The organism is Pseudomonas fluorescens (assembly GCF_902497775.2).
Lineage (GTDB): Bacteria > Pseudomonadota > Gammaproteobacteria > Pseudomonadales > Pseudomonadaceae > Aquipseudomonas > Aquipseudomonas putida_F.
This window is the reverse complement of sequence record NZ_OZ024668.1, coordinates 770,670-795,055: the sequence shown is the minus strand read 5'-3', so window position 1 is coordinate 795,055 and position 24,386 is coordinate 770,670. Positions and strand designations below refer to the sequence as shown.

Here is a 24,386-nt window from a genome sequence, read left to right as displayed (position 1 = left end):
GCGTATGGACAGGATTGCCGATGTTCCGCCCGCCAGCCAGCGCCCCAGCCTGCAGACGCGCAAGCTCATTGCCGCCATCGCTGCGCTGTTCGCCCTGGCCTGCCTGATCGCCCTGGGGGCATTGTTCAACATCGCCACCACGCTCAATGCCAACGAGCGGGAAAAAAGCAGCTTTTACGCCCATAAGGCACTGGAACAGCGCCTGGAGTCCTCCCGCCAGTTCCTCTCCAGCTACGCGGTATGGAACGCAGCCTACGATCACCTCAATGGCAGCCCCGACCTGCAATGGGCTTATGACGAGAAGAACGTCGGCGATTCGCTGTTCACCGCCAGCGGCTACGAAGGGGTGTTCGTCGTCGATGACCAGACCACCAAGTACGCCCTGTTCAAGGGCCAGTTGAGCAAGGCGCCGGCGGGCACCTATATAGAGAACCCAATAGGCCCGATTATCGCCAAGGCGCGCAATGTCGCTGCCGAGCGCCAGCAGATCACCGAGCACGTGCTGTTCAACGGCTGGCCCGCCGTGCTGGTGGCCGCCGCCATTCGCCCGGATGACGAAGTGCTGAGCATCGACCCACAAACTACCTCGGTAATGCTTTTCGTCGATCAACTGACCCCGGAAAAACTCACCCGCCTGGGCACCGGTGTCGGCCTCGACGGCATGCACATCGAAAAAGCCGACCCGCCGCTGGCGGACCAGCCCAGCCTGAAGCTCGGCGACACTGGCTACCGGCTCGACTGGATTACCCCCCGCCCCGGCGACCAGTTGCTCTGGGCAGTCCTGCCGCCACTGCTGGGCGCCATGCTGGTGCTGGGTTTGCTGATGGTGTACTTCTTCCGCTATGCCCTGCGCACTTCACGAGAGATCGACGCCAACCTGCGCCGCCTGCAGGCCAGCAACCAGGCGCTGGAGGCCAGCGAGCAACGCTTTCGCGCAGTGGCCGAGGCGGCTTCGGACTGGATTTGGGAAACCGACCGTCATCACCGTCTGAGCTACCTGTCCCAGCGCTTCGTCGCCGTGACTGGCTTTCAGAGCGAGGACTGGCTGGGCCAACCGCTCAACCAGTTGCTCAGTTGCGAGACCACGCCGCTGATCCAGTGGCTCGATAACCAGGCCGACTCCGATTCGCAGCAAGTCGCCAATCTGCGCTGTGCCTACCGCGACCACACCGGCCAGGTCCGCTTCTGTCGGGTGTCGGCGCGCTCGATTGTGTTCGACGGCAAGCTGGTCGGCTATCGGGGTACTGCCAGTGACATTACTGATGAAGTGGCTGCCCATGCACGTATCCAGCACCTGTCGATGCACGACGCACTGACGGGCCTGGCCAACCGCAACAAGCTCTCGCGCTTTCTTGACCAGGCGTTGCTCAAAGGCCCAGACGCCACACCGCTGACCCTATTGTTACTTGATCTGGACAGTTTCAAGCCGATCAACGACTCCCTTGGCCACGCCGCCGGCGACGCGGTGCTGCTGGAAGTGGCCGCACGCCTGCGCGAATCGACCCGTGACGGCGACCTGGTAGCACGGCTGGGCGGCGACGAGTTCGTGCTGGTGATGAACGGCATGGACAGCCGCAACGAAATCGACCGCTTTTGCGGGCGCTTGATCGACAGCCTGCACCAGCCGATCTACTTCGAAGAGCAGGCCCTGCACATCGGCGCCAGCCTGGGTGTGGCGCAAACGCGCCTGCAGGGGTTCGATGCCGGCGAACTGATCCGCTGCGCCGACATCGCCCTGTATCAGGCCAAGGCCGAGGGCAAGAACACCTGGCGCTACTTCTCCCCGGAAATGAACGAGCAGATCCAGTACCGCCGCCAACTGGAAAACGACTTGCGCAAGGCGTTGAAGAACAACGAGTTCATTCTTCACTACCAGCCACGCTACCGCCTGGAGACCCTCGAGATCGTCTCGGTCGAGGCATTGGTGCGCTGGCAGCATCCGATCGAGGGCCTGCTAAGCCCGGACACCTTCATTCCCCTGGCCGAACAGACCGACCTGATCGTGCCCCTGGGCCGCTGGGTGCTGCGCGAAGCCTGCGAAACCGCGCGCAACTGGCCAGCCGGCCTGCTGGTATCGGTCAACCTGTCGCCTGCGCAGTTTTCCCGCAGCGACGTGGTCAGGGATGTTCACGAGATTCTGGTCGAGACCGGCTTCCCGGCCCAGCGCCTGGAGCTTGAGATCACCGAGAACGTGATGCTCAACGATATCGAAGGCGCGCTGGGCACCATGAACGCGCTCAAGGAACTGGGCGTGCGCCTGAACATGGACGACTTCGGTACCGGTTACTCGTCGCTGGGCTACCTGCGTACCTACCCGTTCGACAGTATCAAGATCGACAAGCGCTTCATTGCCGGGCTCAGTAGCGATGGCAACGACCGCGCCGTGGTTCAGGCGATCATCAACCTGGGCAGGGCCATGGGCCTGACCGTGACTGCCGAAGGGGTGGAAACCGAGCAGCAACTCAAAGCTCTGGGCAAGGAGCAGTGCCATGAAGTACAGGGCTACTACCTGAGCAAGCCGATCGACAAGCTGGCGTTCGAGGCGCTGCTGCAATCGGCTGAGAACCGCCACGCCGACGTCTCTTAGGCCGCAGGTAAACCCAGCCGCGCCCGTACCAGCTTGAGCAGGTTCGGGCCGACCTGATCGAAGCCTTTGTTCTGCGCAACGATTTGCCCCCCCTCAAGCAGCAGCGTCAGTTCGAACGCTGCCTGCTCCGGCTCGACCATTCCCGCCTCTTCACACAAGCGCACCAGGCGTGCCGCCTGACGACGTTTGTGCGCCTCGATCAGTTCGCGCGCCGGGCTGTCGCACACCGGCAGCTCAGCCAGGGTGTTGGTGTAGGCGCAACCACGGTGCGAAGACAGCACCGGCTCCTGAACCAAAAATTCGGCAAAACCGAGGATCTGCCGCGCCGGCTGGCCATTGAACTGTTCGGCCAAATGCGTCCAGACCTCGTCGTACTCAGCCATTAACAGGCGCAACCACTCCAGCACCAGCACGTCCTTGGATTCGAAATGCCGGTACACAGTCATCTTGGTGGTTGCTGCCTTCGCGGCAATGGCGTCGACGGTGACGCGGCTGATGCCCTCATTGAAAAACAGCTCGTGGGCGGCATCCAGGACCCGCTCGCGTGGGGGCAGACGGGCGATTCGTTGCGAACGCATAGGCAGACTCCGGTTGACGACGATACCAATCAGTATCACTCTATACTCATGAGTATCGATCGATACCCGCCGGTATTTTATCGTCAATTGTCACGGGAGTGCGCAATGAAAGTGAGTGAGTATGTGCAATTCGATGCCGTCGGCCTGGCCGAGCTGATTGCCCAAGGGCATGTCAGTGCCGATGAAGTGCAGGCGGCGGCGCAGCAGGCCATCGCCATTGTCGAGCCCAAGGTCAATGCCCTGGCCGAACACTGGCACGACGAACCTCTGCCAACCTGTGCTGAAGGGCCGTTGCATGGCGTACCGTTTCTGATCAAGGACCTGGCAATCAGCATGCGCGGCCGTGCCCATGAGTTTGGCAGTCGCCTGGCACAAGGCACTGGCAGCACTGCCGATTCGTTCCTGATGCAGCGTTTTCGCCGCGCCGGGCTGGTCACCCTGGGGCGCACCACCACACCGGAACTGGCCATCAGCACCACCACCGAATCGCGCCTGAGTGGCCCAACCCGCAACCCCTGGGACCTGAACCGCAGCGCCGGTGGCTCCAGCGGTGGGTCGGCGGCAGCAGTTGCCAGCGGCATGGTGCCGGTCGCCCATGCCACCGATGGCGGCGGTTCGATCCGGGTGCCGGCTGCGGCCTGCGGCTTGTTTGGCTTGAAGCCCAGCCGCGGGCTGATTTCCATGGGGCCGTTCATGGACGAAGCCTGGAGTGGCCTGGCGGTGCAGGGTGTGCTCAGCCGTTCGGTGCGCGACAGCGCCCTGCTGCTCGATTGCATGGCCGGGGCCGAACCTGGTGATCCGTTTCAGTTGGCGCCCGCACCAGGCAGTTACCTGAGTGCGCTCAAGCAAGCGCCCGGCGCGTTGAAAATAGCCGTGCAATGGCATCCGCTCAATGGCCAGCGCAGCGATCCACTGATGGTCGAGGCGCTTCAGGGGTTGGTCGAAACCCTGGAAAGCCTTGGTCACCACTGCGAGCAGGTGGACCTGGACATCGGCCTGTCGTGGGACGCTTTCGTCGAGATGAACGCGCGTTTCTGGGCCAGCAATACGGCGGCCTGGCTGGACGCCCTGAGTGCCGAGACTGACCGCCCGCTCAATTCTCCATGGCTGGAGCCGGCAACCCTGGCGCTGCATCGCTTTGGCCAGGCGCTGCCTGCTCGCGACCTGCTGGCGGCGATGGACCAGCGCAACCTGGTCAGCCGGCAAACAGGCGCGTTCTTCCAGCGCTTCGACCTGTTGCTGAGCCCGACCCTGAGCCAGTTGCCGCCCCTAATCGGCACCTACAACGCCGGCCAGGAGCAGCTCGATGGATTGGGCTGGATGCACCGGGTGTTCAACCACTCCCCTTTCACCGCCCTGGCCAACATTTGCGGCACGCCGTCGATGTCGCTGCCGTTGTACCAGGATCGGGTCAGTGGTTTACCGCTCGGTATGCAGTTTACTGCGGGGGCCGCGGGGGAACGCCTGCTGTTGAGCCTGGCCGGCCAGCTGGAGCAGGCGTTGCCCTGGTACGGGCGAATCCCGCCAGTCTGGGCGGCGCAAGGCTGAGAAGCATCGCGGGGCAAGCCCGCTCCTACCGGGGGAGCGGGCTTGTACACCCGCAATCAGGCCCGAAGCCGACGCTGAGCGGCGATCTCCGGCAGGTCCTTGCGGCGCAGGTACACCCGCAGCGGCTCGCTAACATTGAGCCGCTCATCGACATTCTGCGCCAAGAGGATCTCGATCAGGGCACGGCTCAAGGTCATGACCTCGCCATCGGCGGCCTGCCAGACGAATTCGTTGCTGGGGGTGATGCTGTCGTCAGCCACGTCCATACCGAACGAGTCTTCACTAAAGCGCACGATGTGCTTGCCAAGCTTGCGGTGAAAACCGACAAAGCCCTTGAGCTGGTCGGCGGCGACGCAGATGTCCTGGGATGTGATGTGCATGTCAAACCTCACTTGAAAAGGGGATTGGCACACTGGGCAAAAGGGTTGCACTCTGACGGGCAACTCGGGGGTCAAGGTTAATGGAAATTCATCGCATCCGGTAAAGGATTTTTTTACCCAGGCGGCAGTTGCTCGCTAGACTTAACCTTCTCAACGCCTCCCAGTAGTCAGCGAACGTGGATGATTCATGAGCACCGCCGTCACTTCCGAAATCGCCACGATCGGCCGAATCAACGCGGTACCGGCCATCCTGCAGGTGATCTGCGAGACCACCGGTATGCGCTTTGCCGCAGTCGCGCGGGTCACCGACAGCAGCTGGACGGCTTGCGCGGTACTCGATTCGCTGGGTTTCGGCCTGGAGGTTGGCGGCGAGCTGGACCTGATCACCACCCTGTGCCACGAGATCCGTGCCAGCCACCAGACCATCGTGATCGACAAGGCCAGCGAAGACGAGCGGTACTGCAACCACCACACCCCGCGCATTTACAAGTTCGAAAGCTATATCTCCGTGCCGGTGTTTCGTACCGACGGCAGTTTCTTCGGCACCATCTGCGCCCTTGACCCGCTACCTGCCGAGCTCAAGGGCAGCGCCATCCAGCCGATGATGGAGTCCTTCGCCCGGGTGCTGTCGATCCAGATCGAAAGCGAAGAGAACGCCCAGCAAACCGAGCAGGCCCTGGAAGAAGAGCGGGCCATCGCCGACCTGCGTGAACAGTTCATCGCCGTGCTCGGCCACGACCTGCGCAATCCACTGTTCGCCATTACCGCAGGTGCCGAACTGCTGAGCCAGCGCCTGCGGGATGAAAAAAGCCGCGCCATCGCCCAGCACATCCTGACCTGCGGACGCCGCGCCAACCAGTTGGTACGCGATGTCCTGGATTTTGCCCGCGGCCGCCTGGGCAACGGCATCATGATCAACGTCCAGCCCTGCCCGGACCTGGCCGAAGCCCTTAGCCACGTGGCATCGGAGCTGCAACGGGTGCATCCGCAGCGCTTGATTCGCCTGAACATCGGCGACCTCGGCAGCATGCACTGCGACCGTGAGCGGGTCACCCAGTTGCTGTCCAACCTGATCGCCAACGCCCTCACCCACGGCGCGGCCGACAGCCCGGTGGATGTCATGGCCGATATTCGCGACCAGGTGTTCGTCCTCGGCGTGCATAACCTGGGCGAGCCGATTGCGCCACCGGTAATGGCTCAGTTGTTCCAGCCGTTCTCGCGACCGCGTGACGATGCGCCGCAACCCGGCCTGGGGCTGGGCCTGTACATCGCCAACCAGATCGCCCTGGCCCACGGCGGGCGCATGGAGGTGGTGTCCAGTGCTGAAGCCGGCACGCTGTTTACCTTCCGCCTGCCACTGGATCGAGTTGCCCCTCAAGCAACTGCACCAGCCAGTCCATGAACGCCCGTACCCGTTGCGGCAGGTGCAACTGCGCGGCGTAGAGCAATGACACCGGCATCGGCGGCGCGTTGAATGCCTCAAGCACCGGCACCAGTTCGCCGCGCTCCAGGTATTCGCGCAACCCGGCAGCCGGCGCCTGGATAATCCCAAGCCCGGCCAGGCAGGCACTTTCATAGGCTTCGGTGCTATTGACCGTGATAACTCCGGGCATTGCCTGGTAACGCGTGGCGCCATCCTGTTCATATTCGAAGCCCAGGGTCCGGGCAACCAGATTCAGGTCACTGAGGGTACCGATGCGCAGCACGCAGTCAAAGCCTTCTCGCAGCAGGTCGACCTGGCGATCGGTGCAGCTGACTTCCAGCGTCAGGCCAGGATGGCGGTCCACAAACTGCGGCAGGTTCGGCAGGATGATGCGCCGCGCCACCAGGGTCGGCAAATCGATCCGCAAACGGCCACTGAGCGCGGCGGCATCGGTGCGAAACAGCCCTTCGAGCTCATCCATTCGCGCCAGCAGGTCTTTGCTGCGCTCGTACAGTTGCAGGCCATCCTGGGTCGCCTGCACCCGCCGCGTGGTGCGGTTGAACAGGCGCGCCCCGAGCAACGCTTCCAGGGCCTGGACCTGTTCGGAAACACTCGAGCGCGGCAGCCCCAGGCTTTCGGCGGCGAGGGTAAAACTCGACAGCTCGCTGACCCGTACAAAGGTGCGCAGCAGTTCCAGCTTGTTCATGAGTGGGCATCCAACTGTTCGGATTATCCGAGCAATATTTCCGATTCCAATGGATTTATCAGCAAATACACGACCAATAAACTCCTCCCATCTTCAGCCACCGGCTCGACCACGAGGATCACACCATGCCCCGCAAAATCGCACTGATTACCGGCGCCAGCCGCGGCCTGGGCAAGAACACCGCCCAGCACCTGGCCGCCCAGGGCATCGACATCATCGGTACCTACAACAGCAAGGCCGAGCAAGCCCAGGCCTTGGTCAAAACCCTTGAGGCCAGCGGTGTACGTGCGGCCATGCTGCAGCTGGACGTGAGCAATAGCGCCAGTTTCGAGGCCTTCGCCCAGCAATTGAGCACTACCCTGCATCAGGTGTTCGGCCGTCAGCAGCTGGACTTTCTGGTGAACAATGCCGGCATCGGCATCAACGCGCCGTTCAGCGAAACCAGCGAAGCGCAGTTCGAGCAATTGTTCAACATCCAGCTCAAGGGTCCGGTCTTCCTGACCCAGCGGCCTGCCGGACGATATCGGCGCCGCGGTTGCCCTGTTGCTGGGCCATGGCGGCGGCTGGATTACCGGCCAGCGCCTGGAAGTGTCCGGCGGCATGTTCCTTTAAGCGCCCAGCGCCTGATGCAACTGCGCCAGCGCCGGCAGTTGCAGGGCCTGGGCCGCAAAGCACAAGCCTACCCGGCGAGTCAGTGCCGAGCCTGGGCAAGGGCGCCAGTGCAGCCCGGGGTGACGATCAACCAGTGATTGCGGCAGCAATGCCGCGCCCAGCCCGGCTGCCACCATCGGCAGCGCCTGCTGCAACGACCCGGCGTGCCCGACCTGCTGCGCCCCTGTATAGAACCCGAGCAAGCGCTGGTGCGCATAGTGTTGCGGGCAGCTGATCCAGCGTTCGGGTTGGCTGCTGCCGTTGGACATGGCCAGCACGAAGGGTTCTTCCCACAGCGCTAGAAACAGTTCGTCTTCACAGCACAGGGCTTCCACCCCGAGGCGCACATCGCCCACACAGCCATCGAGCAGGGTCAACTGCATACCCGGGACGTTCTGCGTCGCCAGGCGCACGAAGGCCTCGACCTGGCTGCTGGCGATGTCCGCCTCCACGCCAACCTGCAAGGGCTGACGGTCTTCACCCTGGCGAAAGCGCCGGCTCAGTGCCTGGGCCTCGGCAACCATGCGCTGGGCCTGCGGGTACAGCTGGCGGGCGTGCTCACTGACCTCGACACCCCGAGCCTGGCGCAAGAACAACGCCACGCCCAACTCGTCCTCAAGCTGGCGAATGGTCACCGACAAGGTCGGCTGGGCAACACACAGGCGCTGGGCAGCCAGGGTGATGTTGCGCTCCTCGAACACCGCGAGAAACGCCTTGAGGTGACGAATATCCATAGTTTTTTCCGATACCAGCCCTAGAAATAAGCCGTTTCTCAATGATTAACAGCGTTCTTACACTGGAGCCATTGAAAGCGATTATGCCTTGGAGGCCAGTATGCACAAACCCCTGATCATCATCACCGGCGCCAGCTCCGGTATCGGCGAAGCCACCGCTCGTTTGCTGTCCAGCGCCGGTCACCCGTTGCTGTTACTGGCTAGGCGCCTTGAACGCCTGCAGGCCCTGGAGCTGCCGAGCTGCCTGTGCCGCGCGGTGGATGTCAACGACCGCCAGGCGTTCATCGCGGCGGTGAATGAAGCGCAGGCGCTGTACGGCCCGGCCGATGCCTTGGTCAACAACGCCGGGGTAATGCTGCTGGGGCAGATGCACGAGCAGGACCCGGCGCAATGGGAGCAGATGCTCGACGTCAACGTCAAAGGCCTGCTCAACGGCATTCATGCCCTGGTCGGCGGGATGATCGCCCGTCGCCACGGCACCATCATCAATGTCAGCTCCGTGGCCGGGCGCAAGACCTTCCCCAACCACGTAGCCTACGTCGGTACCAAGTTTGCCGTGCACGGCATTTCGGAAAACCTGCGCGAAGAAGTCGCCGCGCATAACGTGCGGGTGGTGACCATCGCCCCCGGCGCGGTGGAGACCGAGCTGCTCGGCCACACCACCGACGAGGCCATCAAGCAAGGCTATGAGGCCTGGAAAACCGAGATGGGCGGCCAGGTGCTGAGCGCCGAAGATATTGCCCAGGCGATTGCCTACGCCTACCACCAGCCGCAACACGTGTGCATTCGCGAAATCGTCCTGGCCGCTACCCGCCAGCAGGCTTGATCAGCGCTGCACCTGGTCCTCGCGCACCTGCACGCTGGCGGTCATGCCGGCGCTCAGGTTGACCCCTTCGGGTACCTGGTCGAGCTTGATCCGCACCGGAATGCGTTGGGCCAGGCGCACCCAGTTGAAGGTCGGTTCGACTTCGGCGAGCAACTGGCTGTCGGGGTTGGCGTTGCGGTCGGTGATGCCGCGGCTGATACTTTCGACATGCCCCTGCATCGGCTCGCCAGCACTCATCAGCCAGACCTTGACCGGGTCGCCAACGCGGATACGCGGCAGCTTGGTCTCTTCGAAATAGGCTTGAACGTAGAAAGTCGAGTCATCCACCAGGGCCATCACCGATTGCCCGGCATTGACGTAGTTGCCTTCGGCCAGGCGCAGGTTGGTGATGTGCCCGCTGCGCGGCGCCTTGACCTGACTGCGTGCCAGGTTGATGGCCGCGACCTTGACCTCGGCTTGCGCTTCGCGCAGCTCACCACGGGCAACGGCAGCGTTGATCTGGGCGTTCTCGCGCAACTCGGCGCTGATTGCCTGCGGGCCCAGGGCGGCGCGCCGGGAGGCTTCGTGTTCGCGCAGGCGCAGTTGCTGCTGGCGGGTTTCGGCCACGGCATTGGCCTTATCCAGGGCCGCTTCAAAACGATCACGGTCGATCGACATGAGCAGCTCGCCGGCCTTTACCTGCTGGTTGTCGTGCACTTTGAGCTCGCGCACCCAGCCGGACACGTCCGGGGCAATGATCACCACGTCGGCGCGAATCTTCGCATCACGGGTCCAGGGGGTGAGCATGTAGTACTGCCAGAGCTTCCAGCCGGCAAATATGGCCACCGCCACCAGGCACAGGGTTACTGCGATACGTACAGCAGCACGCATGGTCACACTCCTTATAACGGCCCCAGCACGTGGGTCACCAGGGTCAGAATACAAACGAACAGCGCGCAGTCGAACAACGCCTCATGCCAAACCCAGCGCCCCAACGGTGTGTAGCGCAACAACAGACGCACCACGCCGGTCAGCAGCAAGGCCAACAGCACATACACCAGAAACGGGCTGAGCAACACACCGCCCAGCGCCCACTCACGCAAGCCCATGGATTTCCTCCTGTCGACGGCACCACTTGCCCCAACTCTTCTGCAATTGCAGCACGGCGCCGATGGCCAGGCGCAGTGGGTCACTGCCAGGCACTCGTTGCAACGCGTCGATGAATTGCTCGCTGGCCGCGTCCAGGCGCTGGCCACGCCCCGGGGCCGGGCCGCTGGCCAAGACCGATTCAAGTTGTTGCAGGTACTGGCGCTCGGCGGCCGCCACCGGCGCCTGGGCGACCGCCAGGCACATGCGCAGGTGCAGCAATTCATCGCCGATATCCAGGCCGTGCAGGCCATCATCCCAGCGCCCGCGCTCCTGTTCCGGCAAGGCGCCGTAATGCCGGGCCAGTTGCAGCAGACGATCGGCCATGCGCCCACCGAACCAGGTGTCGGCGCCGCGCAGATCGCGACGGGTCAGCCGTACCAAGTCGCTCTGGGTCGCGGCGCGCAGGCGCTTGCCATGCCAGGCCGGGTTGCGCAGTACCAGCAACTTGAACGCCAGCACTGCGGCACCGACGCCCATGAGCATGGCCTGGGCGCTGTTGAAGAAGTTGGCGACATCGAAACTCATGACATTCAACGGCGCCACCAGCACGATGAAGTGCAGGCAATAAGAAGTCGCAGTGGCGCCGATCTTCGGATTGGCCATGCCCAGGGCGCCGAAGAACAGCGGCACGCCCATGGCCAGGCCGAGCATGGCAAAACCGCTGAGCTCGGGCAGGAGGACCTGCCCGACCACGAACGCCACCGGGATGGCCAGCAAGATCCCGCGCAAAAAGCTCATGCCGATCTGCGCGCCGTTCTCGCGGCTGGCGAACAGGCTGCAGACCACGCAGGTCAGCACCAGTCCTCCAGGCGCCGCCTGCCAGGCGGTGGCCAGCCAGAAGCTGGCCATGGCCAGAAATGCCAGGGCGCTGCGCGAGCCGAACAGCAGGGCCAGCGACACATCGCGGTGGGCGGCCAGGCTGTCGGGCACATCGGCGGCCGGCTTGCCCTCCTCGACCCCGCGCAGAGCCAGGGTCGCGGCCATGGCGTTGTCCAGCAGCAGGGTCAGGCGCGCCAGGCAGTAGTGTTCGGCAGGGCTGATGCGCTCATCGTGGGCCGCATCCCAGACGCGCTGACGCAACAGCAACAGGCTGGCCTGATCGGGGTTGGCCAGCAGCGCCTGGACCTCCTCGAACCAGGGCGCCATGTGCTGCGCCTGCTGCTCATCGAGTTGCCGCCATTGCCGGCGCACCGAGCGGGAAATCCGCAACAGCACCAGCAGCTTCTGGCTCAGCCCGCGAATCGCCCGGCCGCGCTGCCGGCCGAGGCTGCCCTCGAACCAGGCATGCTCGCGCTGGGAATCAACGGCAACAATACGCCCAAGAATTTCCAGCAGGCCCTTGCGCCCCTGTTCTTCACCGCTCAAGGCGGCGCTGGCAGCCTGCAGCCCGCTATGCCAGGCCTGGCGCGCCTGCCCGCTCAACTGCTGCTCGACGCGCATGGGCCAGAGCAAGGCGCTGGTGGCAGTGGCGCAGACAATCCCCAGGCAGATCTCGGTACAGCGCGCCACCGCCTGGTCGAACACCAGCAGCGGATGGTTGATGGCCGGCAAGGCAATGATCGCCACGGTGTAACCGGCCAGCACGAACGAGTAGGCCCAGGCGCTGCGCAGCAAGGTCGAGCAGGCGGTACACAACGCCAGCCACAAGGCCAGGGCGAACAAAAACAGCCACGGAGTCTGGGCAAAGGCGCCGATGAACAGCACCGACATGACCGTGCCCACCAGTGTGCCGAGCAACCGCGCCAGGCCCTTCTGCACCACCATGCCCGACAGTGGCTGGGCGACGATGAACGCCGTCATCAGTGCCCAGGCGGGTTGCTCAAGCCCCCAGCGCAGCGCCAGCCACAAGGCCAGGCCGCCGCCCAGCACGGTCTTGAGGGCAAATTGCACAGCGGATTTGTTTGGCGCCAGCAGGGCCTGCAACGTGATGGGCACGGGACGCACCTTGAACGACGGTGTGGTAAAGATAGCCAGGATGAGGCGAGAAGTTCAGGGCTTAATTATTAGCTAGCTAACTATTAATAGTCCAGAGGGAGCTGAAAGGTTTTTTCATCGGCAAAAAAATGGGCGACCGAAGTCGCCCTAAATGCCTTGCGTGCTCGTGACTGAAAAGGATCAGCGCTCTTTGCGCTTGTTCGAGTCTTTCCAGATGAAAATTCCGAATCCGACGAAGAACATCAGCATCAGACCGACCGTAACCACTCCAGCGATAACCACATTATCGAAGAACATGTCGGCCTCCATTCGCCTGAACCTGTCCGATGGGCTTAAGGTAACGAATGGGACGGGGGAGGAAATTGACCGAGGTCAATAGCGCCCGGAACCGGGCGCGCAAGGCGGGTGCAGGCTTGACCTGCATCAAGTTTTCAACGCTTCTTGGGTTTGCCCTTGGGCTTTTTCTTCTTCGCCTTGCCCAGCGGCATGGCCTGCTCGAACGCCTGGCGAACTTCGTTCAGGCGCTTTTCGTTGAGGTCGTGGACCCGGCGTGCACGTTCGGCACCGAGGTCGATCAGATTGTCGTCTTGGCTCATGGTGGGCTCGGAAAGCTGACTGCAGTGCTGCAATGATGAAGGCTGCAGCCGGCGCTGACCAGTAGCGCTTGTATCCTCAGACCTCGATGTCCACCAGCAGCCCCTGGCGCGGCTGCTCCCCCATCAACGGCGCCACCGGCACGGTGTTGTCAGCGTTGACTTCGTCGCCGGGCAGCGGTTGGTACAGTTCTTCATCCTGGCTCGACTGGCGCCGGCGCTGGTGACGGCGCTGCTCTTCGCGCAAAAGGATGGCCGCCTGCTCCGGGTCACGCTGCTTGAGGTCGATGGTACTGTCGCTGGAGGTTGGCTGCGCCGGGACCACGGGCTTGATGTCTGGCGTCGGCTTTACCGGGTCCAGTTGTTGTGTCACGGGTGCAGCGCTGAGCGGGATGAGGGGCGGCAGCATGGGATAATCTCCTGTCGCCAGTGTTTCGGCTGATGGCCATGGGCCTTGAGCCAGGTCCGGTAAAAACTGTGGCTCGCTTCACAATTGCCGGCTAGCGATCGTCTTCCTCGTCCGCCGGGGTGGGCTGAGCCTCGCTCCACGGGCGTTTGAGCACCTTGCTCCAGACCTCGTTCAGGTGATCGCGCAACACTTGCGGCGCCCCCTTGAGCGACGGGCTGTCTTCGCGCTCACCGCCATACGGCTCCTCGCCCTCGATCGCGATCAGCGACTGGCCATTGATAGCATAGCTGGCCTGGCCTTCGCGCAACTCGACATGCAGTTCATGGGGGTCGACACCGCCGCCACAAAAGGCGTGGCTGGCGACCGTCAGCTCGGCCAGGCCGTCATTGTTGAGGTCGCTGGCGCCGCTGACATCGGCATAAAAACCGACATCCAGGTCGAGCCCGGCGCAGGTGGTCTCGTTCTCGATCTTCCAGCGCGCCTTGAAGCTGTCATCGCTCTGACGCTCATAGAGCGTTGCAGTGAGCACCACGCGGTCGACGTCCTGATCGGTTTCTTCGTCGCTGACCTGATCGTCATTACGGCTCAGCACCAGCAGGCCTTCGCCCTCGCGGTCGTGGTAATGCACGCTCTGCACCGGCGATTGCACGCCCAGGGCCTCAAGCTGCCCGGCGGGAATCGGCGCAAGTATTTCGAAACCTTTCTTGTCGCAGGCACCCAGCAGTAGCAGTCCCGCCACGGTCAACGTTCGGATGAACCAGGGGTTGGAGATCGGCATGGCTGTATCGGGCCCTCACTGGCGACAGCGGTTTTCGTCGATGAAGTTGCTAGACTCTTTGGTCTGCACAGAGCTATCCGTTAAGATAGTCGGCTTTTCATGGCGGGAGTCAGGCAGTATGGCGCAGCAGTATCAACCGGGGCAACGCTGGATCAGCGACAGCGAAGCCGAGCTAGGTCTGGGGACCGTTCTGGCACAGGACGGCCGCTTGTTGACCGTGCTCTACCCGGCCACTGGCGACACACGCCAGTACTCCCTGCGCAATGCGCCCCTGACCCGGGTGCGCTTCTCGCCTGGCGACCAGATCACCCATTTCGAAGGGTGGAAGCTGACTGTGCGCGAGGTCGAAGATGTCGACGGCCTGTTGGTCTATCACGGCCTCGACGCCCAGAACCAGGCACGCACCCTGCCAGAAACCCAGCTGTCAAACTTCATCCAGTTCCGCCTGGCCAGCGACCGCCTGTTCGCCGGGCAGATCGACCCGCTGGCGTGGTTCTCGCTGCGCTACAACACGCTGGAGCACACCAGCCGTCAGTTGCAGTCGTCGCTTTGGGGCCTGGGTGGCACCCGCGCACAACCGATTGCCCACCAGTTGCACATCGCCCGTGAAGTGGCCGACCGTATCGCCCCGCGAGTACTGCTGGCCGACGAAGTGGGCCTGGGCAAGACCATCGAAGCCGGCCTGGTGATCCATCGCCAACTGCTCTCGGGCCGCGCCAGCCGCGTGCTGATCCTGGTTCCGGAGAACCTGCAGCACCAGTGGCTGGTGGAAATGCGCCGGCGCTTCAACCTGCAGGTCGCGTTGTTCGATGCCGAGCGTTTTATCGAAAGCGACGCCAGCAACCCCTTCGAAGATGCCCAGCTGGCGCTGGTCGCCCTGGAATGGCTGACCGAAGACGAGAAGGCCCAGGACGCGCTGTTTGCCGCTGGCTGGGACCTGCTGGTGGTCGACGAAGCGCACCACCTGGTCTGGCATGAAGACCAGGTCAGCCCCGAGTACGCGCTGGTCGAGCAACTGGCCGAGGTCATCCCCGGCGTGCTGCTGCTGACCGCTACCCCGGAGCAACTGGGCCAGGACAGTCACTTCGCCCGCCTGCGCCTGCTCGATCCTAACCGTTTCCACGACCTGGCCGCCTTCCGCGCCGAGAGCGAGCACTATCGCCCGGTAGCCGAAGCGGTCCAGGAACTGCTCGACGAAGGCCGCCTGTCGCCCAAGGCCCACGCCACCATCGAAGGTTTCCTCGGTGCCGAAGGCGAAGCCCTGCTGGCCGCGGTCAACGATGGCGACACCCAGGCCAGCGCCCGCCTGATCCGCGAGCTGCTCGACCGCCACGGTACTGGCCGCGTGCTGTTCCGTAACACCCGCGCCGCCGTCCAGGGCTTCCCTGAGCGCAACCTGCACCCCTACCCGCTGCCCAACCCCGACCAGTACATGGAGCTGCCGCTGGGCGAGCACGCTGAGCTGTACCCGGAGGTTGCCTTCCAGTCCCAGGGCGAAGGCAGCGAAGAAGAGCGCTGGTGGCGCTTCGACCCACGGGTCGACTGGCTGATCGATACCCTGAAGATGCTCAAGCGGGTCAAGGTCCTGGTGATCTGCGCCCACGCTGAAACCGCCATGGACCTGGAAGACGCCCTGCGCGTGCGTTCCGGTATTCCCGCGACGGTGTTCCATGAAGGCATGAGCATCCTTGAGCGTGACCGCGCGGCCGCCTACTTCGCCGACGAAGAATTCGGCGCCCAGGTACTGATCTGCTCGGAAATCGGCAGTGAAGGCCGCAACTTCCAGTTCGCCCATCACCTGGTGCTGTTCGACCTGCCAGCTCACCCGGATCTGCTCGAGCAGCGTATCGGCCGTCTGGACCGGATCGGCCAGAAGCACACCATCGAACTGCACGTGCCGCACCTGCAAAACAGCCCGCAAGAGCGTCTGTTCCAGTGGTACCACCAGGCCCTGAACGCCTTCCTCAACACCTGCCCGACCGGCAACGCCCTGCAGCATCAGTTTGGCCCGCGCCTGCTGCCGCTGCTCGAAAGCGGTGACGACGATGAGTGGCAAGCGCTGGTCGACGAGGCCCGCGCCGAGCGCGAGCGCCTCGAAGCCGAGCTGCACAGCGGTCGCGACCGTCTGCTGGAGCTCAACTCCGGTGGCGCCGGTGAAGGCCAGGAGCTGGTCGAGGCAATTCTTGAGCAGGATGACCAGTTCGCCCTGCCGATCTACATGGAAACCCTGTTCGACGCGTTTGGCATCGACAGCGAAGACCACTCGGAAAACGCCCTGATCCTCAAACCGAGCGAAAAAATGCTCGACGCCAGCTTCCCGCTGGGCGACGACGAAGGCGTGACCATCACCTACGACCGCAACCAGGCGCTGTCACGCGAAGACATGCAGTTCATCACCTGGGAGCACCCAATGGTCCAGGGCGGCATGGACCTGGTGCTGTCCGGCTCGATGGGCAACACTTCGGTGGCGCTGATCAAGAACAAGGCGCTCAAGCCCGGCACCGTGCTGCTGGAACTGCTGTACGTGAGTGAAGTGGTGGCTCCGCGCGCCCTGCAACTGGGTCGCTACCTGCCGCCGGCGGCCCTGCGCTGCCTGCTCGACGCCAATGGCAACGACCTGGCTTCGCGGGTGTCCTTCGAGACCCTCAACGACCAGCTCGAAAGCGTGCCAAAGGCCAGCGCCAACAAGTTCATCCAGGCCCAGCGCGACGTGCTGGCGCCGCGGATCAACGGCGGCGAAACCAAGATCATGCCGCGCCATGCCGAGCGTGTCGCCCAAGCGCAGGGCCGCCTGGCGGCGGAAACCGACGAAGAACTGGCGCGCCTGACGGCGCTGCAAGCGGTCAACCCGACCGTTCGCGACAGCGAAATCGAAGCCCTGCGCAAGCAGCGTGAACAAGGCCTGGCGATGCTTGATAAAGCGGCGCTGCGCCTGGAAGCGATTCGGGTCTTGGTCGCCGGATAAACCGCGTCGTATTCAATCGCGGGTCAAGCCCGCTCCTACGCCACCCCTGTAGGAGCGGGCTTGCCCCGCGATACGTCCAGCAGCTCACTGTCTGCCACCATCCCCTCCCGCATCCTCTGCGCATCCCGGCTAAAGCACCGCGAGGCCAGCAGCAGGAACACCAGCGTCAGCATCAATGCCACGGGTATCAGGTACATCGCCCCGTGCAGGCCTTCAGCCTTGAACCCCTCGCTCATCTGCACCTCCCCCGCTGCCTGCATCGCCGCCACGGCAAAATGGTCCGACAGCGCGCCCACCACCACCGGCCCCAGGCCGCCGCCCAGCAGATAAAGCCCGGCAAAGAACAGCGCCATGGCCGTTGCCCGCAGTCGTGGCTGCACCACATCCTGAATCGCGGTGTAGACGCAGGTATAGAAGTTGTAGGCAAACAACCAGCCGACACCGAACACCGCCACGAACACACCGATCTCGATCCGCCCGGCGTGCAGCGCCCAAGCGGTGGCCAGGGTCGCAATCAGCATGCTCAGAGCACCGAACAACAAACGCCCATTGGCAAAGCGCTGGTGCACCTTGTCGGCAATCCAGCCGCCGAGGGTCAGGCCCACCAGGCCGGTCAGGCCGACGATCACCCCGGTGGCCACCGCGGCCTGCTGCAGCGAAAGCAAGAAGTAGCGCTGCAGCATCGGCACCATGAACGAGTTGCAGGCGTAGGTGGCGAAGTTGAAGGTAAGGCCAGCCAGCACCAGCCAACAGAAAGTCGGCACGCTCAAGACCCGGCGCAGCGGCCGGTCCAGCGGCGCCTGGGAAATCGCCACCGACTCAGCCGCCCCGCGCGCCGGCTCGCGGATCATGAACATGAACAGCGCCAGCAGCAGCCCCGGCACTGCAGCGATAAAGAACGGCGCGCGCCAGCTGTCAAAGGCTTGCACCATCGCCCCAATGGTAAAGAACGCCAGCAGCAACCCCAGCGGCAGGCCGAGCATGAAAATGCCCATGGCCCGCGCCCGCCGCTCAGCGGGAAACAGGTCGCCGATCAGCGAGTTGGCGGCCGGCGCATAGCTGGCTTCACCAATGCCCACGCCCATGCGTACCAGCAAAAAGCTCCAGAAACTGCCGACCATGCCATTGACCGCCGTCAGCCCGCTCCAGGCCATCAACCCCCAACCCATCAATTTGCTGCGTGAACCGTTATCGGCCAGGCGCCCCAGCGGCAGCCCGGCAATCGCATAAACCAGGGTGAAGGCGGTACCGATCAATCCGATCTGAAAGTCGCTCAGGTGCCATTCCAGGCGGATCGGTTCGATGATGATGGCGGGAATGGTGCGGTCGAAGAAGTTGAACAGGTTGGCCAGAAACAACAAAAACAGGATTCGCCAGGCGTTCGCCGCTTGAGTGGAGCTCTGCATCGATCAGTCCCTCATTATTATTGTTCGGGGCATTCCAGCACGCCGAACTGAATCTAGAGGGCCCTCTGCGATCTGTCTGCCACCATTGACCGTACTGATACCGGGTAATTGTAACCATTCGCGGTTTTAGAACCCGGCGCTATTGCCTCAATGACCAAATCGTCGGAATCAATATGCCATTATTCAGGATGGACTAATGCCGAGTTCCTATACTCCTGCAGAACGGTCTCCGAGTGGGCAATTGGGGGACGAGTGCAAACTCGACTACGAGGAATGCTATGGAGTGGCTGGGGCTACAAATGCTCGCCGAACTTCCGGCAACCGGGCAGATCCTTCTCGATTGCAGGCACAACCCGTATCTGGTGCTGCTTGCGTTTCTGATCGCCTGTGCCGGCAGCTTCGCCACCCTGGACATGGCCGAGCGCCTGAGCCACGTCGAACTGCCCGCCGCCCAGCGGCAATGGCGCCTGCTCGGTGCCTGCTGCCTGGCCGGTGGCATCTGGGCCATGCACTTCGTCAGCATGCTGGCCCTGCAAACACCACTGGAAGTTCACTACGACGTTGCCCTGACCGGCGTCTCGCTGCTGATCATGCTGCTAGCCGGCTGGATGGCCATGAATACCCTCGGCCGCCAGGAGCTGCGGCCACGCCACTACTTGCAAGCGGCGGTGTGCTTTGGCCTGGGTATCGTCGCCATGCACTACACCGGCATGGCGGCCATGCGCTCGACCGCCCAGCAGTTCTATCGCCCCGACCTGTTTGCCGCCTCTGTCGCCGCGGCTATCGCCACCAGCATGGCGGCGCTGCTGTTCGCCCGCTTCTTTCGCAACGGCAGCGGCACCCTTTATCAGTTGATGAAATACGGTGCCAGTCTGCTGATGGCCGGCGGGATTGTCGGTACCCATTTGCTGGGGATGGCGGCGTTGACCCTGGTGCTGCCCCCCGACACCCCGCTGTCGCTTCCGGTCAGCGACAACAGCCTGCAACTGAGCCTGACCATCGCCTTTATCACCCTGCTGATCAGCGCCAGCAGCATCAGCGCCGCGCTTTCGGACAAAAAATTGCAAAGCAAGGAGCACGACCTGCGCCGGGTCAACGTCTTGCTCAGCCAGCTGGACCAGGCCCGGGTCTCTCTGCAGCAGGCCGCCCATTACGACGCCCTGACCAACCTGGTCAACCGCCGCGGCTTCAACCAGGTGTTCGCCGAGCGCCTGGCCGAGCAAACGGCCAATGACGGCATGCTGGCGGTGATGTTCCTCGACATCGACCACTTCAAGCGCATTAACGACAGCCTCGGTCATGACGCTGGCGACGAGTTGCTCAAGGTCATAGCCGCGCATATCAAGACCGCCACCCGCAGCCAGGATGTCGTCGCCCGTTTTGGCGGCGACGAGTTCTGCATCCTCACCGCGCTGCACAGCCGCGACGAAGCCCGGCACTTGGCCCAACGCATCATGCAAAAGATGAAAGAGCCGATCGACCTGGCCGGGCGGCGTATGGTCATGACCACCAGCATCGGCATCAGTGTGTTTCCCGATGATGGCCGCAGCTGCGAAGAGCTGCTGAAAAACGCCGACCTGGCCCTCTATCAATCCAAGGGTTGCGGGCGCAACAACCTGAACTTCTTCAACAGCAACCTGAAAACCCGCGCCACCCTCGAGCTGCAACTGGAAGAAGAGCTGCGCATCGCACTGCTCGAAGAACGCGGCCTGCGCATCCACTACCAGCCGATTTTCGACCTGCACAGCGGCCAGGTTGCCAAGCTCGAAGCACTGGTACGCTGGCAGCACCCGCAACATGGCCTGCTCAGCCCGGACCGTTTTATCGGCATAGCCGAAGCCAACGGCCTGATCGCCGAACTCGACCTCTGGGTGCTGCGTCATGCCTGCGCAGACCTGGCCCAGCTCAACCGTCACGGTTATGACGGGCTCAAGGTGACGGTCAACTGCTCGGCCTTGACCCTGGCCCGTGAAGAGCTGGCCCGGGAAGTTGAAGATGCCCTGCGCCAGGCCGGCATTTCGGCGCGCCAGCTGGAACTGGAAGTCACCGAAAATGCGTTGATGGGCAACATCCACAACACCATCGCCCTGCTCAAGGGCATCCGCGCCCAGGGCGTGTCACTGTCGATCGATGACTTCGGCACCGGCTATTCGTCACTGGCCTATCTCAAGCGCCTGCCGCTGGACACCCTGAAGATCGACCGATCGTTTATTCAGGATGTACCACGCTGCCGACAGGATATGGAAATCGTCCAGGCAATTATCGTCATGGCGCACACCCTGCACCTGCAAGTGATCACCGAAGGCGTCGAAACCATCGAGCAGTACCAGTTCCTCGCCCAGCAAGGCTGCGATTTTATCCAGGGTTACCTGCTCAGCCGGCCAGTACCACTGGGTGAACTGCGACCGATCCTCGGCGAACTCAACCAGCGCCATGAACAGGCGCTGAGCAGCATCAATCCTTACGCCGGTACAGATCAATCAAGGTCGCTGGATCTTTTTGCAGATAGCCCTGACTACCATGCAAGCGCATCAATTGCGCGGCCAGGCCGCTGATCGGCGTCGACGAACCCTGTTCACGGGAAAACTTCACCGCGCTATCCAGGTCCTTGAGCAAGGTGCGCACGTGCCACTTCACTGGCTCGAAGCGGCTTTCGGCCATTTGCGGGGCAAGGATCTGCAGCGGCCTCGAATCGGCAAAGCCACCGGCCAGGGCCTCGGCCATCAGGCTGGCGTCCACGCCCGATTGCTCAGCCAGCGCCACCACTTCGGCAATTACCAGCGCGTTGCAGGCAACGATCATCTGGTTGCAGGCCTTGGTCACCTGCCCTGCCCCGACCGGCCCCATGTGGGTCACGCGTTGGCCGAGGGTCAACAGCACCGGGCGCATGCGCTCAAGGTCTGCGGCAGCGCCGCCGACCATGATCGCCAGGGTGCCGGCTTCGGCGCCCGGGGTGCCGCCGGAAACCGGGGTGTCGAGCCAGCTCATGCCGGTCTTCGCGGCCAGCTCGCTGGCCATCTCGCGGGTGGCGGTCGGTTCGAGGCTGGAGAAGTCCACCAACAACTGACCGGCCTTGCCGGCGGTAGCGATGCCCTGTTCACCAAACACCACCTCGCGCACCACCGCGGTGTCCGCCAGGCACAGCATCAGCACATCGGCGTGCTGGCACAGCTCGGCCGGGGTCGCCACCTGACCGGCGCCGGTCTTGACCAGTTCGGCGCATTTGTCCGGCGAGCGGTTCCACACCGTCAGCGGATAACCCGCTGCCAACAGCCGCCGACACATGGGCAAGCCCATCAGACCGATACCAGCAAACCCCAACGTAGGACGTGCAGTGCTCATGTACAGCTCCAGACAGATTAAAGAAGTTGACTGATCGGACGATTCAGTTTGCAGGCGTGGCAAGGAAAACTCCTACACAGGCATAGGGTTAACCCCTATCGCTCACGCCAAATGCGCACTGATACAGTCGCGAACCTCATCCAGTGATGGCTCTATGCTACCTACTAGAACAGCCACCCACCCCCAGGCAAATGGCGCAAAATGACCTCCAAGACTACTTCTGCCAACGCGGTTTCCGAGCTGACTTCATCCACTCCCGCGTACAGCGCTCCCGGCTCGAGTTACTACAGCCCGCGGGCGCTTAACCCGCAGCAGTACCTGTACTTCACCGAAACCGATATCCAGCGCATCCTCGACAACCTCGACGGCCTGCGCGACCTGGTGTTCCCGCCCAGCGTGCATGTCGAAGACGACACCCAGTTGCGCCTGGACCAGCAATTCCCTTCGGTGTGTCTGATTGGCCTGGGCCGTTGCGGCTCGAACATCGCCCTGGATGTTGCAGAACTTGTATACAACGCCAGGACCTTCTACCTCAACGAATTCAACAACGAAGACCGCGCCGGCAGCGAACCGAACTACAGCCCGGCACGCTGGATTCGCAACAACCTGCGCCTGGTACAGAACAAAGGCACCAAGCCGGTGTTCCTGGTAGAGCCGCTGGTGATGCTCGGTGACCTCGACAAGGATATCGCCGGGCGCATCCGCTTTTCGCGCAAGGGTGAGAAGAGCGGGTTCATTCGCGACTACAGCAAGATGAAGATCATGGACCTCTCGGAAGTGCATGCCGGGGGCGCCGGTAACGCGCCGATCCTCGGTCAGTACCTGGCCAAGATCATCCTCAACAAGGAAACCCACCGCTTTTCCAGCGCCGACTGGAAGCTGATCCACTCGTACCTGATCGATTCCTGCGGGATCAAGGCTAACCAGTCGCGCCTGTACTTCTACATCTTCAGCGCTGGCGGCGGTACCGGTTCGGGCATGGCTTCGGAGTTTGGCCTGGCCCAGCAATACTCGTACATGAACAAGACCTTCGACACCAAGCCGGCCGACGAGAACGACGGCAAGAGTGGCCATTCGTTCGTCTTCGAGCCGATCTTCACCAGCGGCATCTGCGTGCTGCCGAATATTTCCGATCACCGCAGCGAAATGTCCGAAGCCCTGCACATCAACGCCGGCCGGCTGCTGTGTAAGTACCTGTCAGAAGAATGGGATTTCTCGTACAACTTCGACAATGAAGACAGCAGCGAAGCCAGCGTCATGGGCCGCATCCGCCCATGGAACGCGATGATGCTGATCTCCAACGACATCATGCGCTACGCCGAAGAGAACGATGACGGCAACATCCAGAACATCGATGTCAATGCCATGGAGAAGCACGCCAACCAGTACATCTCCCAGCAGATCTTCAACATCCTCACCGCCCAGGCGGTGACCACCGACTACGACCAGAACTACTTCCGCCGAGCCGGCATCGACATCGGCGAAACCATTCGCCTGGATGCCAACGACCTGTTCATGAGCCTGGCCGGCCCCGTGGCCATCGCCTATGCCGAATCGGTAGTACCGGAACAGCCGTCGCCAAGCTCGGACAAGTTCAAAGTGTTCGAGAAGGAACAGCCGCGGCTGAACATCGACGACCTGTTCTTCCGCTCGATCGACCTGCCGCATTTCAACAAGGTGACCCAGGCGATCGAAGGTATCAGCCTGTTGCCGATCGAGTCCCGCCGCTACCGCGCAGCCCTGGAGCAATACCAGGCTTCCGGCTATGACGCGGCAGCGCTGCACGACCTGCACTTTTTCAAGAATTGCTCGTCGGTGGTGTCGATCGTGTCCCTGCCCAAGGACTACAAACTGTCGTACATGGACCTGAACCGGCTCAAGACCCACCTCAACAGCCTGTTCCCCAATACCACGCTCAAGCGCTATGCGCTGGTCATCGGCGCTTCGGCCAACCTCTCGCTGACTACCCTGATCGCCAAGAGCCCGTGCCTGTCGGACGACTTCCTGACCCTGATCGTGGCCTTTATCAAGCGTTGCTTTGCGCGTAACCCGTACCGGTTCGACGACACCCTGGACAACGCCATCCTCGAGTTCATCACCAGCGATGCCTTCGATGAAGACCGCATCGATGACCTGCTCAACGAGTTCGAGAACCCGGCGAAGATCCTCGATACCAACTGGTATGCAATCAAACCGATGTACGAGAAGAAATACCGCGAACTGATCAACGACAAGAGCAAGTTCGTCTCGATCAATGACATCCGGCTGTCACGCGAATGCGTGAAGAAAGCAGTGAAATACCTGCGTGAAATCTACCGTCACCGCATTGGCAAGACCCGAGTGATCTCTTTGAACAGTCATACCGGGAAAGTGGATTACTGATAGAAAGCATCGCGG

At 62.7% G+C, this 24,386-nt stretch carries 20 protein-coding genes and 1 pseudogene; 8 read left to right on the top strand and 13 right to left on the bottom strand.

Going from position 1 to position 24,386, the window contains the following annotated elements; genetic code table 11:
* Nucleotides 1-4 precede the first annotated feature (4 nt).
* The gene (locus tag F8N82_RS03775) at nucleotides 5-2,587 is read left to right on the top strand and encodes a bifunctional diguanylate cyclase/phosphodiesterase (RefSeq protein WP_038999205.1); all 2,583 of its coding nucleotides are present in this window, start codon (nucleotides 5-7) and stop codon (nucleotides 2,585-2,587) included.
* Here F8N82_RS03775 and F8N82_RS03770 read toward each other — a convergent pair.
* Nucleotides 2,584-3,165, bottom strand: a complete 582-nt coding sequence (locus F8N82_RS03770; protein ID WP_038999204.1) for a TetR/AcrR family transcriptional regulator — start codon at nucleotides 3,163-3,165, stop codon at nucleotides 2,584-2,586. The two genes, F8N82_RS03775 and F8N82_RS03770, sit on opposite strands and share 4 nt — an antisense overlap.
* Nucleotides 3,166-3,270: 105 nt before the next feature.
* On the opposite strand from F8N82_RS03770, the gene F8N82_RS03765 reads away from it, so the two are divergent.
* A complete protein-coding gene (locus tag F8N82_RS03765; RefSeq protein WP_038999203.1) occupies nucleotides 3,271-4,713 on the top strand; it encodes an amidase in 1,443 nt (480 codons plus the stop codon).
* 56 nt (nucleotides 4,714-4,769) lie between these two features.
* Here F8N82_RS03765 and F8N82_RS03760 read toward each other — a convergent pair whose 3' ends face one another.
* On the bottom strand, nucleotides 4,770-5,093 hold the full coding sequence (locus tag F8N82_RS03760) for a DUF2025 family protein (protein WP_038999201.1): 324 nt from the start codon (nucleotides 5,091-5,093) through the stop codon (nucleotides 4,770-4,772).
* Between the two features lie 187 nt (nucleotides 5,094-5,280).
* Here F8N82_RS03760 and F8N82_RS03755 point away from each other — a divergent pair, with 187 nt between their 5' ends.
* Entirely contained in the window at nucleotides 5,281-6,495 is a 1,215-nt protein-coding gene (locus F8N82_RS03755; RefSeq protein WP_038999200.1) for a GAF domain-containing sensor histidine kinase, read from the top strand.
* Here the strand turns inward: F8N82_RS03755 and F8N82_RS03750 are convergent.
* Nucleotides 6,434-7,222: a LysR substrate-binding domain-containing protein gene (locus F8N82_RS03750; RefSeq protein ID WP_038999199.1), complete on the bottom strand. Its 789-nt coding sequence runs from the start codon at nucleotides 7,220-7,222 to the stop codon at nucleotides 6,434-6,436. The genes F8N82_RS03755 and F8N82_RS03750 overlap by 62 nt on opposite strands.
* A 125-nt stretch (nucleotides 7,223-7,347) precedes the next feature.
* Between F8N82_RS03750 and F8N82_RS03745 the strand changes: the two are divergent.
* Nucleotides 7,348-7,834: pseudogene (locus tag F8N82_RS03745) on the top strand (SDR family NAD(P)-dependent oxidoreductase).
* On the opposite strand, the gene F8N82_RS03740 reads toward F8N82_RS03745, so the two are convergent.
* Nucleotides 7,831-8,607, bottom strand: a complete 777-nt coding sequence (locus F8N82_RS03740) for a LysR family transcriptional regulator (protein ID WP_038999193.1) — start codon at nucleotides 8,605-8,607, stop codon at nucleotides 7,831-7,833. The pseudogene F8N82_RS03745 and the gene F8N82_RS03740 sit on opposite strands and share 4 nt — an antisense overlap.
* Before the next feature lie 100 nt (nucleotides 8,608-8,707).
* Here F8N82_RS03740 and F8N82_RS03735 point away from each other — a divergent pair, with 100 nt between their 5' ends.
* On the top strand, nucleotides 8,708-9,433 hold the full coding sequence (locus F8N82_RS03735; protein WP_038999192.1) for an SDR family oxidoreductase: 726 nt from the start codon (nucleotides 8,708-8,710) through the stop codon (nucleotides 9,431-9,433).
* On the opposite strand, the gene F8N82_RS03730 is transcribed toward F8N82_RS03735, so the two are convergent.
* The 7 genes from F8N82_RS03730 to F8N82_RS03700 all read right to left on the bottom strand — a co-directional run bounded on the left by F8N82_RS03730 (nucleotide 9,434) and on the right by F8N82_RS03700 (nucleotide 14,276).
* Nucleotides 9,434-10,303, bottom strand: a complete 870-nt coding sequence (locus F8N82_RS03730) for an efflux RND transporter periplasmic adaptor subunit (protein WP_038999191.1) — start codon at nucleotides 10,301-10,303, stop codon at nucleotides 9,434-9,436.
* 11 nt (nucleotides 10,304-10,314) lie between these two features.
* Nucleotides 10,315-10,521, bottom strand: a complete 207-nt coding sequence (locus F8N82_RS03725; protein ID WP_010221104.1) for a DUF1656 domain-containing protein — start codon at nucleotides 10,519-10,521, stop codon at nucleotides 10,315-10,317.
* A complete protein-coding gene (locus F8N82_RS03720; protein ID WP_038999189.1) occupies nucleotides 10,508-12,496 on the bottom strand; it encodes an FUSC family protein in 1,989 nt (662 codons plus the stop codon). Before F8N82_RS03720 ends, F8N82_RS03725 begins: the two co-directional genes overlap by 14 nt.
* 180 nt (nucleotides 12,497-12,676) lie before the next feature.
* Nucleotides 12,677-12,793, bottom strand: coding sequence for a cytochrome c oxidase subunit CcoM (ccoM, locus tag F8N82_RS03715; protein WP_038999736.1), 117 nt, complete (start codon nucleotides 12,791-12,793; stop codon nucleotides 12,677-12,679).
* Between the two features lie 134 nt (nucleotides 12,794-12,927).
* Entirely contained in the window at nucleotides 12,928-13,092 is a 165-nt protein-coding gene (locus tag F8N82_RS03710; RefSeq protein WP_095162293.1) for a hypothetical protein, read from the bottom strand.
* 76 nt (nucleotides 13,093-13,168) lie between these two features.
* On the bottom strand, nucleotides 13,169-13,498 hold the full coding sequence (locus tag F8N82_RS03705) for a hypothetical protein (protein ID WP_038999188.1): 330 nt from the start codon (nucleotides 13,496-13,498) through the stop codon (nucleotides 13,169-13,171).
* A gap of 91 nt (nucleotides 13,499-13,589) precedes the next feature.
* Entirely contained in the window at nucleotides 13,590-14,276 is a 687-nt protein-coding gene (locus tag F8N82_RS03700; RefSeq protein ID WP_038999186.1) for a M949_RS01915 family surface polysaccharide biosynthesis protein, read from the bottom strand.
* 118 nt (nucleotides 14,277-14,394) lie between these two features.
* On the opposite strand from F8N82_RS03700, the gene rapA reads away from it, so the two are divergent.
* Nucleotides 14,395-17,241 carry an RNA polymerase-associated protein RapA gene (gene rapA, locus F8N82_RS03695; protein WP_038999184.1) on the top strand — a complete coding sequence of 949 codons (2,847 nt, stop codon included), beginning with the start codon at nucleotides 14,395-14,397 and terminating at the stop codon, nucleotides 17,239-17,241.
* A 35-nt stretch (nucleotides 17,242-17,276) separates the two neighbouring features.
* Here rapA and F8N82_RS03690 read toward each other — a convergent pair whose 3' ends face one another.
* A complete protein-coding gene (locus tag F8N82_RS03690) occupies nucleotides 17,277-18,647 on the bottom strand; it encodes a spinster family MFS transporter (protein ID WP_052251640.1) in 1,371 nt (456 codons plus the stop codon).
* A gap of 278 nt (nucleotides 18,648-18,925) precedes the next feature.
* Here F8N82_RS03690 and F8N82_RS03685 point away from each other — a divergent pair, with 278 nt between their 5' ends.
* The gene (locus tag F8N82_RS03685; protein WP_038999182.1) at nucleotides 18,926-21,202 is read left to right on the top strand and encodes a putative bifunctional diguanylate cyclase/phosphodiesterase; all 2,277 of its coding nucleotides are present in this window, start codon (nucleotides 18,926-18,928) and stop codon (nucleotides 21,200-21,202) included.
* On the opposite strand, the gene F8N82_RS03680 is transcribed toward F8N82_RS03685, so the two are convergent.
* Complete coding sequence (locus F8N82_RS03680; RefSeq protein ID WP_038999180.1) at nucleotides 21,102-21,989, bottom strand: NAD(P)-dependent oxidoreductase; 888 nt, start codon at nucleotides 21,987-21,989, stop codon at nucleotides 21,102-21,104. The genes F8N82_RS03685 and F8N82_RS03680 overlap by 101 nt on opposite strands.
* Before the next feature lie 201 nt (nucleotides 21,990-22,190).
* On the opposite strand from F8N82_RS03680, the gene F8N82_RS03675 reads away from it, so the two are divergent.
* Nucleotides 22,191-24,371 carry a hypothetical protein gene (locus tag F8N82_RS03675; protein ID WP_038999178.1) on the top strand — a complete coding sequence of 727 codons (2,181 nt, stop codon included), beginning with the start codon at nucleotides 22,191-22,193 and terminating at the stop codon, nucleotides 24,369-24,371.
* Nucleotides 24,372-24,386: the final 15 nt, after the last annotated feature.

Coding starts and splice junctions, on each gene's coding strand:
- F8N82_RS03755 (WP_038999200.1), top strand. CDS start 5,281: ATGAGCACCGCCGTCACTTCCGAAATCGCCACGATCGGCCGAATCAAC.
- F8N82_RS03765 (WP_038999203.1), top strand. CDS start 3,271: ATGAAAGTGAGTGAGTATGTGCAATTCGATGCCGTCGGCCTGGCCGAG.
- F8N82_RS03725 (WP_010221104.1), bottom strand. CDS start 10,521: ATGGGCTTGCGTGAGTGGGCGCTGGGCGGTGTGTTGCTCAGCCCGTTT.
- F8N82_RS03775 (WP_038999205.1), top strand. CDS start 5: ATGGACAGGATTGCCGATGTTCCGCCCGCCAGCCAGCGCCCCAGCCTG.
- F8N82_RS03760 (WP_038999201.1), bottom strand. CDS start 5,093: ATGCACATCACATCCCAGGACATCTGCGTCGCCGCCGACCAGCTCAAG.
- F8N82_RS03750 (WP_038999199.1), bottom strand. CDS start 7,222: ATGAACAAGCTGGAACTGCTGCGCACCTTTGTACGGGTCAGCGAGCTG.
- F8N82_RS03770 (WP_038999204.1), bottom strand. CDS start 3,165: ATGCGTTCGCAACGAATCGCCCGTCTGCCCCCACGCGAGCGGGTCCTG.
- F8N82_RS03710 (WP_095162293.1), bottom strand. CDS start 13,092: ATGAGCCAAGACGACAATCTGATCGACCTCGGTGCCGAACGTGCACGC.
- F8N82_RS03740 (WP_038999193.1), bottom strand. CDS start 8,607: ATGGATATTCGTCACCTCAAGGCGTTTCTCGCGGTGTTCGAGGAGCGC.
- F8N82_RS03675 (WP_038999178.1), top strand. CDS start 22,191: ATGACCTCCAAGACTACTTCTGCCAACGCGGTTTCCGAGCTGACTTCA.
- F8N82_RS03705 (WP_038999188.1), bottom strand. CDS start 13,498: ATGCTGCCGCCCCTCATCCCGCTCAGCGCTGCACCCGTGACACAACAA.
- F8N82_RS03700 (WP_038999186.1), bottom strand. CDS start 14,276: ATGCCGATCTCCAACCCCTGGTTCATCCGAACGTTGACCGTGGCGGGA.
- F8N82_RS03730 (WP_038999191.1), bottom strand. CDS start 10,303: ATGCGTGCTGCTGTACGTATCGCAGTAACCCTGTGCCTGGTGGCGGTG.
- rapA (WP_038999184.1), top strand. CDS start 14,395: ATGGCGCAGCAGTATCAACCGGGGCAACGCTGGATCAGCGACAGCGAA.
- F8N82_RS03735 (WP_038999192.1), top strand. CDS start 8,708: ATGCACAAACCCCTGATCATCATCACCGGCGCCAGCTCCGGTATCGGC.
- F8N82_RS03680 (WP_038999180.1), bottom strand. CDS start 21,989: ATGAGCACTGCACGTCCTACGTTGGGGTTTGCTGGTATCGGTCTGATG.
- F8N82_RS03690 (WP_052251640.1), bottom strand. CDS start 18,647: ATGCAGAGCTCCACTCAAGCGGCGAACGCCTGGCGAATCCTGTTTTTG.
- F8N82_RS03685 (WP_038999182.1), top strand. CDS start 18,926: ATGGAGTGGCTGGGGCTACAAATGCTCGCCGAACTTCCGGCAACCGGG.
- ccoM (WP_038999736.1), bottom strand. CDS start 12,793: ATGTTCTTCGATAATGTGGTTATCGCTGGAGTGGTTACGGTCGGTCTG.